The organism is Shewanella sp. 10N.286.51.B2 (assembly GCF_041469265.1).
Taxonomy (GTDB): Bacteria; Pseudomonadota; Gammaproteobacteria; order Enterobacterales; family Shewanellaceae; genus Shewanella.
Window position 1 is genome coordinate 40377 of the sequence record NZ_JBFRKH010000028.1, and the last position, 8448, is coordinate 48824.

7 protein-coding genes are annotated in these 8448 nt (G+C 39.9%); 3 read left to right on the top strand and 4 right to left on the bottom strand.

Annotated features, from left to right (window positions below; genetic code table 11):
- Positions 1-150 precede the first annotated feature (150 nt).
- Both AB4140_RS08005 and AB4140_RS08010 read left to right on the top strand, forming a co-directional pair.
- Positions 151-975, top strand: a complete 825-nt coding sequence (locus AB4140_RS08005; RefSeq protein WP_102477205.1) for a zinc-dependent peptidase — start codon at positions 151-153, stop codon at positions 973-975.
- Between the two features lie 69 nt (positions 976-1044).
- Complete coding sequence (locus AB4140_RS08010; protein WP_102440600.1) at positions 1045-1533, top strand: nuclear transport factor 2 family protein; 489 nt, start codon at positions 1045-1047, stop codon at positions 1531-1533.
- Between the two features lie 694 nt (positions 1534-2227).
- Here the strand turns inward: AB4140_RS08010 and aceB are convergent.
- From aceB to AB4140_RS08030, 4 genes are all read right to left on the bottom strand, one after another.
- Complete coding sequence (gene aceB, locus AB4140_RS08015) at positions 2228-3883, bottom strand: malate synthase A (RefSeq protein WP_198589344.1); 1656 nt, start codon at positions 3881-3883, stop codon at positions 2228-2230.
- A gap of 768 nt (positions 3884-4651) precedes the next feature.
- Positions 4652-6343, bottom strand: coding sequence for a diguanylate cyclase (locus tag AB4140_RS08020; RefSeq protein WP_372000490.1), 1692 nt, complete (start codon positions 6341-6343; stop codon positions 4652-4654).
- A 67-nt stretch (positions 6344-6410) separates the two neighbouring features.
- Positions 6411-6620 carry a hypothetical protein gene (locus AB4140_RS08025; protein ID WP_102477204.1) on the bottom strand — a complete coding sequence of 70 codons (210 nt, stop codon included), beginning with the start codon at positions 6618-6620 and terminating at the stop codon, positions 6411-6413.
- Between the two features lie 90 nt (positions 6621-6710).
- Positions 6711-7532, bottom strand: coding sequence for an SAM-dependent methyltransferase (locus AB4140_RS08030; RefSeq protein WP_102520548.1), 822 nt, complete (start codon positions 7530-7532; stop codon positions 6711-6713).
- Positions 7533-7853: 321 nt separating this feature from the next.
- On the opposite strand from AB4140_RS08030, the gene AB4140_RS08035 reads away from it, so the two are divergent.
- The gene (locus AB4140_RS08035) at positions 7854-8369 is read left to right on the top strand and encodes an outer membrane protein assembly factor BamE (protein ID WP_102520534.1); all 516 of its coding nucleotides are present in this window, start codon (positions 7854-7856) and stop codon (positions 8367-8369) included.
- Positions 8370-8448 lie beyond the last annotated feature (79 nt).

The window sequence follows — 8448 nt, forward strand, 5'->3', positions numbered from 1 at the left end:
CAACTATAAAAATAAACTCCCTCCCCTTCTTTCTGGCAGCAACCTTGGTTGTTTGCCAGTTTTTTTGTCTCAATAAAAATCAGCCACTTGAATTTGGCGCAAATTCACCCAATAACATAATGACAAGCTAATATAATCTGGGAGAGCTGAATGTTTGCAGTGTTTTTACTTGTCACCGTTGCGGTAACTGCCATCGCGTTGATTATGACTAAGTCTCAACGCACTGAAAAGCGCAGGCAACAGCTTATGACAAGGCCTTTCCCTAAAGCATGGCGGCAAATCCTTAAGCGTCGCTTACCCTATTTTCATGCATTGCCCACAGATCTGCAGCTACAACTAAAAAAGTTAATCCAGATTTTTATTGATGAAAAACAATTTGTCGGCTGTGATGGCTTCAACATTACCGACGAAGTAAGAGTGACCATTGCCGCGCAAGCCTGCTTGTTATTACTCAATCGAAAAACCAATTTTTACCCCAAGTTAAAACAAATTTTAGTGTATCCCTATGCGTTTATTGTTGAGAAAAATAACACCGACTTTGCCGGCGTATCCTCTAATGAACGTAATGTGTTACTGGGAGAGTCCTGGGGTAATGGCAAGATCATCTTGTCGTGGAAAAGTACTTTGGACGGCGCTGCAGCGCCATTTGATGGTCAAAATGTGGTTATTCATGAGTTTGCTCATCAGCTAGATCAGGAAAACGGCAATGCCAATGGCGCACCGCCATTAAAAGAGTTCACCGATTATGCCACTTGGTCAGCAACACTCGGTCGTGAGTTTAAAGCGCTGCAATATTGTGCCCAGCATCAATTACCCTCGCTGTTTAACTACTATGGTGCGACCAATCCTGCTGAGTTTTTTGCCGTCATTAGTGAAACCTTTTTCGAGAAACCGTTAGCGTTTTACCAACAGCATCAATTGCTTTATAAAGAACTGAGTCAGTTTTATCAGCTAGACCCAATCAATTGGCATTAAGATCAGCATTGAGTCATTGATTTTCGCGGCTATCATTACCAGCCAGCATTTAGCAGACAAGGAATTTTCATGCACAAAGCCATCTTAAGATTATTATTAACCACTAGTTTATGTTTAATGTCTTCTTTACCCCTAGCAGCTCAAGAGGCACTCTCTGACGAGTCAAAGCAACAAGCTAATAGCATTCTCGACCAACTACACCAAAATGCCAGCCAGGCGAACTGGGACAGTTACTTTTCGCTATATCACCAGCAAGCGGTGTTTTTAGGCACTGATGCCACAGAGCGCTGGGATATGCAACAATTTGCCGGTTATGCCAGACCTACAGATGGTTGGCATTATGAAGTCAGCTCACGCCAGCTACTGCAGTTTGATAACACCATTGTTTTTGATGAATTACTTGAAAGCGCCAGTTATGGTCTATGTCGCGGTACAGGTGCACTACAATTAACTGATGATGGCTGGAAAATTATTCAATATCATTTAAGTATTGCAGTGCCTAACGACAATGCCAAAGCCGTGGCGCAGTTGATAGGCGCAAAGAAACAAGCTAAATAACCTCTATCGATAAGTTAATATTGATTAAAAACCTAAGCCAGCAACTTAGCTACGCTGGCTTTGCTTACTTGAGCGCTTAAGCCAAACAATCGATTAGTTTCTCAAGATATGAGTTTAACGAGCTATCAGTCAAAAAAGTCCATAAGCAAAAGAATACAGCAACAAAACTCCCCTCTATTAGTGTCTATGTTATTTACTCTAGCATTAGGTGCCTTCGATAATGACTCACTAATCCTTTAGCCGCTTTGGATTGATATTAATCAATAACATAACTAGAAGGTTTAACTGAATCAGCTGTGATTTCGCTATAAATTTTAAGCAAAAAAAACGGCTCATAAGAGCCGCAACACAAGCAAATGGTTGAAAACTTACTGGGTAGGAAGTAAAAATCCTCGCATTAAGAACGACAACTAGCTTGCGCTAAAATTCCAAATACTGGATAAAACCCGATGTAGCCTGTAGGTGAACTACATCGGGGGACATCAGCTGCATGGCAGCTAAACTGTAACAGAAGTGGTATTAAAACAGCTCTTCTTCGGTAAAGCCGGTCAATGCCGTCACTGAAGATTAACCGCCTTGAATACAGCTTGTCACTTGGTCAAAGTAACCTGTGCCCACTTCTTGTTGATGCGACACGAATCTATAACCTTTCTCAGCCGCTATAAATTAAACTTTTGTAATACGTCTACTGAATTTAAGCTGTTAATAACTCATAACCCGGTAGTGTTAAGAAATCGACCAACTCATCAGAGGTGGTAATTTCCTCAAACAGACTGGCCGCTTTAGTAAACTGACCACTGGTAAACCTTTGCTGCCCTAGCTCTTGCTCGACATTAATTAGCTCTTCAGCCAGCATGGTTTTGAATAAGTCTTTAGTGACTAACTTGCCATTAGAAAGTGACTTTTCATGTTGGATCCACTGCCAGATCGAGGTGCGTGAGATTTCTGCTGTAGCGGCATCTTCCATCAATCCGTAGATAGGAACGCAACCATTACCTTGGATCCACGCTTCGATATATTGCACTGCGATACGAATGTTTAAACGCATGCCCGCTTCGGTACGTTCACCATCACAAGGTGTCAGCAGCTCTTCGGCTAATATCGGTGCATCGACATCACGGGTAATGTGCAACTGGTTAGTTCCGGCGCCAATATAATCATTGAAAATCGCCATGGCGGTATCGGCTAAACCAGGGTGTGCCACCCAAGTACCGTCATGTCCATTACGCGCTTCAAGCTCTTTATCACCTTTTACTTTTTGCAAAATAATTTCATTTTCTTCGGCTGTTTTAGCCGGAATTAATGCTGCCATGCCGCCCATAGCTAATGCGCCACGCTTGTGACAGGTTTTAATCAGTAGACGTGAATAAGCACTTAAAAAAGGCGTATCCATAGTGACTGCTTGGCGATCTGGTAAAACACGGTCAGCATGTTTGTTCAAGGTTTTGATATAGCTGAAAATGTAATCCCAGCGGCCACAATTTAATGCCACAATATTTGAACGTAGTTCATATAAAATCTCGTCCATTTCGAATACTGCCGGCAGCGTTTCAATTAGGCAGGTACATTTTATTGTGCCTGGCTTTAAACAAAAACGTTCTTCAACGAATGCGAACACTTTTGCCCACCAGCGCGCTTCAACATGACTTTCAAGCTTAGGAAGATAAAAGTAAGGGCCGCTGCCATTAGCTAATAATTGATGGTAGTTGTGATAAAAATACATCGCGAAGTCGAACAGACCACCTGGAATAGACTCGCCCTTGAACTCAACGTGCTTTTCTTTAAGGTGTAATCCACGTACTCGACAGATAAGTACTGCAGGATCTTCATCTAAACTGTAATGTTTGCCTGTTGCCTCAGCAGTAAAGCTAATATCGCCTCGCACTGCATCACGTAAGTTAATTTGACCTTGAACGACTTTTTCCCAGCTTGGTGCTAGTGAGTCTTCAAAATCTGCCATGAATACTTTTACGTTGGCATTCAGCGCATTAATAATCATTTTGCGATCTACAGGGCCAGTAATTTCAACTCTACGGTCAGTAAGATCTTCAGGTATCCCTCTAATCGCCCACTCACCATCTCGAATAGCGCGGGTTTCAGGTAAGAAGCCAGGTAATTGACCATCATCAATGCGTTGCTGCTTTAATTTTCGCTGTGATAGCAACTCAGGAACTTCTGCAGCAAAAGCACCACATAAACTAGCCAATAATGACAGTGAGCCATCATTGAAGATAACCTCTTGGCCAGGGACTTCTGGGCCAATCAAAGCAAGCTCTGAGCTTGTTGGTAAATCAGTTTCAGCACTTGGCTGTGATTTAGCATATTTAGCCATTAGTTGTTCTGCTGTCATATTTAGCCCCTTGAGCAATAATTCGTTTTTAAAAGTTAAATGGTGGTCAGTAAGCGTATTTATCTGTACACCTCTATCAGTGTTTATAAACAGACAACTTACTTCCACATATCTAAAAACAAACCCTGCTACTTTTTAACCATCAAATGTTTGTTTCGTACTAAAACCTAACCAGAAACGTTTGCATTTGCAACAACCAAATAACATCCTCTACAAGCCAAACAGCAACCTAATAATTGGTAACACCAACAGCAAAAACACAACAAGACACTGATTTAAAACAGATAAAAATTAAAACAACATTTAATTGGTTTTAGTTGGTAACTTGTCCAACCAATTTACCAACAGCACAAAAAGGTAATTACACAAGTACTTTAATTACATGTCGCAAATAATTATGTACACCCTTAAGGCAGTTTTCTACTAAAGTAGAAATAGCATTTTGTTTTGAACATACCCTGAGGTAAAGCCATTAAAATAATTAAAATCATTGAGTTATAATATGCTTAATCACAACCAAATTTAAACAACTGTTTTAATTTGACGTTTACGTAAACAAAATAGGCTGTATAGAATATATACTCTAGACTGGTGGAGTTGTAACCGGATCAACATCACAAAAGTTATTGGTTTAGTCGAAAAAAATGCATCTTTTTTTATAAAAAGTTAAAAACAGTCACAATTTAAAGCATTTTTGCACTAAGGAAGGTCAAAGCTTGCAAATACAGAAGCCATATTGGTGCAGATAAAAACGCCCAAAGCAGGTAGCTATGATAAATAAACCACTTTATTTCGACCTTCAGATTTTGCTTTATATAAGGCTGTATCTGCACGGTTAATGATGAGATCAAGGCTTAGATCATCTGCCGTTATTTGGCTAACCCCAAAACTTGCGGTAATTGTAAATTGATGACCAGAAAAACGAGTATCAATCGACTCAATATCAAATCGTATTTTTTTCGCTAACTCAACTGCTAATTCAATTGTGGTAAAAGGCATAAAAATAGCAAACTCTTCACCACCCATTCGACTGACGATATCTGTACTACGGGTATTCGCCGTTATCACCTCAGCAACCTTTTTCAGTGCCCAATCCCCAGTGCCGTGGCCAAAGGTGTCGTTAATCTGTTTAAAAAAGTCTAAATCAATCACTATAACGCTATATTGTCCGCCACGGGCAAGCACTTGGACAAATTCATCTTCGGCTTTTTCTTCGCCAGTACCACGATTTAACAAGCCGGTGAGTAAATCAATTTGAGCTTGTTTACGAAATTGATTTCTTTGCATCCATGCGGTGGCAAGCAACAAACTCAAAAATGCTACCGTGCCCGTCAAGACGGTAGAAAACATAAACGAAGCGCTTTTTTCGTTATTCATAATGCTGCGCTCTTTCGCTAGCATTTCTTGATCTTGTGCCAGTTTATTTAACTGGCGAGTCTTTTCTGCATTATCGAATTTTGCAACTTGGTATGCCGTTTCTTTGACCTTTTTATCATTAATTAACAGCATCCCTATGGCATGGGCTTGCACATGATATTGATAAGCAACTTTAAATTGACCACGTTTACTGGCCACCATTGAAAGCACATTATAAGCACGCTGCTTAGCCTTATAATTATTAGGCTCGTTAGTCAGTTTATCGACCAATTCGGCATACTCAACCGCCTGTTGAAATTGTTGTAACTGAAAATAAACTTCACTTAAATAAGCGTAAATATTATTAATTTCTAACTCAAAATTAAACGGTTGATAAGCTGCTAACGCTTTAAGAAATAACACTTCTGCGGTTTGATAATGATGGTGTTCAAACTCAACTATAGCCTTGCCTTTAATGGCCATAGCTGCAATTAACGGGAAATTATTTTGCTGACAATAATCTTGGGTATCTGCAAATAATTGTAATTGTTCTAGATAAGGGATTTGGTTCAATGATAATTGCGCTGTAGATGTCAGTACCATGGCATAGCAATGGGATTTGCTATCTTGGCCTTTATTTAACATAAAAACAATCTTCGAAAGCCTAAGTACCTCGTCATATTTATCTAAATCTAGATAGGTATTCATTAGCCTGACATAGGAACTGATTTTAATCGAGTTATCTTGAAAGCTGTCAATGCGTGCTAGGCTTTTCTCCAGTAGGCTAAAAGCATCTTCATAGCGCTTTAAAGGAATACTAGCAGAAATTTTATAAGCATAAATATTCGTTAATTGCTCATCGTTCGGGTTGAGTAATAGAGCCTTATCTAAAGTCTGTAAGGCACTTTCATATTTTCCGGCAAGAATAAGCCGTACCGACTCAAAAATATAAAGCCTTATTTTTTGCGCTCGACTTAGACTATCAAACAAACCAAACAGTTCATTAATGCTGGCGCTAGAGGTATCAATATCTTTAAGTATTGATACATCTAGCAGATCTAATTTTTGATCAATATCGTCAGCGCTGACGTCATCGGCACTCACTGCTGCGCAGAAAATGAATAACGTGGAGCAAAGTAACCGATTAAGCGCTTTTAGCATGAGGCTAAGATTACGATAAGTGATGGACGAGTAAAATTGATTTCAGTTCAACATCACCCACCAAGGATTTAACTTGCGCCATATCCCCTGACATCACAGCGTCAATGTCTTTATCTGATAAACCATTGGCCTGCATAACGCCGCGAGGATCTTTCTTATAAGCCTCTAACAACTTGGCATCTGAGCTTAATTGAGTAAAAAACTCGGTTAAATTTGACATGTTATTTCCTTATTTGTCTTCAAGGTTGTTATCACTATTGATTAGTACAGCTATCAAGCGCGGTTATTGTCCACAATAACCCGTATTCTGTTAACCAATATCATTGGCATTAATCCCTAATTTTTTCATCATCAGCTGATTTAACTTCAGCGGCATTGAAGGTGGGATTAATAAAGTACTGATCATACTTAATGGCGCAAACGGCAAATCCTTTAAAGGAATTTGGTCAATTCTTGGAGATTGAATTGGCAAGTTTGCCGCTTCATATATAATAACTTGGTGATCAAGTGGGTACCATTGGCTTAAGTGATCAACCAAAATCTCCAAGCGGTGTTGATCAGTACTAAACTCGGTCAAAGTATGCTCACCAGCCAAAGCGATTTGCCATAATAGCAAGTAAGTCGCAGGATCTGGATGATGCTGGTAAAGCATAAATTGTGTTGCTTCAAAGCTTTGATGACCATTAGAGCCGGGGTCAATGCCTAAATCTGCCCACAAACATGCTTCAGCGGAAATACCCGGCAGCATATTCGCCTCATAGCCTTCGTTAACCGCTTGCTTAATGGCTAAATGAGATACACAAGAAAATACCCCAGGGTGACCATATAAGGCTACCACCACCAGCTTATCCTGACGAACTTGCTGCAAAATCGCCTCAACCATCTCAGCATAGCTGTCGCGGCGATTCTTCACTTCACCCTCTTGAGCATAATGGCACTGTAATGAGATATGATTGCCATTTAAGCTTTCAAGCCAACGGTTAGCAAAACCATCGGGCACAATAGAAAATACAATATCTGCATTCTCAATATAACTTTGACTTAATTTACTGATATGGCCGGCAAGTTGCAGTCCCGTCCCTACAAAAACTAAACGTCCAGTCTCACCCGGTTCAACTCTTGTTAATGACATTGTGCTCAATTTTTTCAAAAAAAGGTTAAGAGTTTTCTGCACTAAATGCCCTAGCATTACCATGGCGGCACACGGCATTTAAAAATAACTCCAGTTACTATCAAACTTATATAAATAGCAGCGCTATTACCACCTCTTTTAAACATTTGCACAACATATTTAGCGCCAATAAAATCATCATTGGTCAAATTTGGGGAACTAACTGAGTCACTAATGAGTCATAACCGTCATTGAAGTAGTAATGAAGTATCAATAGCCACTTGTCAGCATAGGGAAGCCTTGGGTATGATGGCGTCAGATTTTTAGGAAATAGCGCAGACAATGATAAATAAAAAACAAAGTCTTACCCTTTTAGGCGCCGTTGCGCTTTCTGTATCACTAAGTGCATGTAGCGTTTTTGACTACTTAATTTACAAGCCAGATATACCGCAAGGTAACTACATGGAGTTACAGCAAGTTGAAAAACTGCGTATCGACATGACTAAAGAGCAGGCTGAATACATCTTAGGTCGCCCAGTGTTGCGTGATAGTTTCGCAGACAATATTTGGTATTACGTTTATCACTTTAAAAGTGGCCGTAACGCTAAAGTGACTCATAAAGAACTTATTTTATACTTTGATGGCGACTTACTCACCAAAGTTGAAGGCGACTATAAGCTTAGTGATGACTTTAATACGCCTTTAAACGAAGGGGCATTGCCAACAGTGTCAGCCCCTGTTGTTGCACCATTACTACCTGAGCAAGAACCTAAAGCGATGAGGGGCGATATTCACCCACTTGTTGAAGAAGAGCGCTTAGAAACTGAAAATGATGTACCGCAGCAAGATGAGCAGTAATGAAAAACAGATTTAAGCAATAAAAATAAAAACGGAGAGAATGTTTCATTCTCTCCGTTTGAGGGTGTAACAGATTCTG